Source organism: Actinomadura logoneensis (genome assembly GCF_003428695.1).
GTDB classification, from domain to species: Bacteria; Actinomycetota; Actinomycetes; order Streptosporangiales; family Streptosporangiaceae; genus Spirillospora; species Spirillospora logoneensis.
Genome location: NZ_QURH01000424.1, coordinates 1 through 870, shown reverse-complemented (window position 1 = coordinate 870; position 870 = coordinate 1). Strand labels below are relative to the sequence as shown.

Annotated in this window: 2 protein-coding genes; both read right to left on the bottom strand. The window is 74.7% G+C overall.

The window, feature by feature from the left end; translation table 11 throughout:
* Positions 1 to 159: 159 nt before the first annotated feature.
* Positions 160 to 609: a roadblock/LC7 domain-containing protein gene (locus tag DZF91_RS23080; protein ID WP_117359482.1), complete on the bottom strand. Its 450-nt coding sequence runs from the start codon at positions 607 to 609 to the stop codon at positions 160 to 162.
* The coding region (locus DZF91_RS41545) for a hypothetical protein (RefSeq protein WP_147341289.1) at positions 606 to 870 on the bottom strand (265 nt) is incomplete at its 5' end. The genes DZF91_RS41545 and DZF91_RS23080, both read right to left, overlap by 4 nt.

The following is an 870-nucleotide window of genomic DNA, read 5'->3' as shown; positions in this document are numbered from 1 at the left end:
CGGACCGGGATGCGGCTGCTGCCCGGCCACCGGGTAGCCGCCGCTGTGCCCGCCGGCCACGCCCGGGGCGTCGCCGTGCCAGCCCGGCGGGCCGCCGCCCGGTCCGGGACCGAAGGAACCACCTTGATCCATCGCACCGACCTCCGTGTTCAGGGTCCGCTAGTACCGGGCGGGCCCGGCGCCCAGGCCCGACACCGAGGGTCCGGCGTAGGGGGGCTGCTGCTCGGCGGTGCGCAGCGCCGGGGTCAGCACCCGGCCCACACGCTCGACCAGAAGCGTCATCTCGTAGGCGACCAGGCCGAGGTCGCAGTCCGGCGCCGCCAGCACGGCGAACACCGCGCCGTTGGCGATGGACATCACGAACAGCAGTCCGCGGTCCATCTCGACGACCGTCTGGTTCACGCCGCCGGCGTCGAAGATCTTCGCCGCGCCCTGCGTGAGGCTCATCAGCCCCGAGGCGATCGCCGACAGCTGGTCGGCGCGCTCCGGCGGGAAGCCCGCCGAGTACGCCATCGGCAATCCGTCGGAGGAGACCACCACGGCGTGCGCGACCTTCGGGACACGGTCCGCGAAGTTCGTCACCAACCAGTTGAGATCCTGCCCGCTCACCGCGTGCCTCCTGTCTCTCCGCCGCTCCTGCGCGACGGATCTTCACCTGTAGTGCCGCTGTCCGCGGACCCCGCGCCGGGCAGGTCGGGGGTCGCGCCACGGGTCTCGGTACGTCCCCGCTGGACGCCGCGCTGCAGGCTCGCGAACCGGTTGCGAACCGTGTCGGCGGGCGGTCCTGCCTGCCGCGCCGGAGCCTGGCCCTGCTGCGGGCCCGGCGCCTGGGCCGAGCCGTTCGCGCCGGGGGCCTGCCGGGCGCTCGCG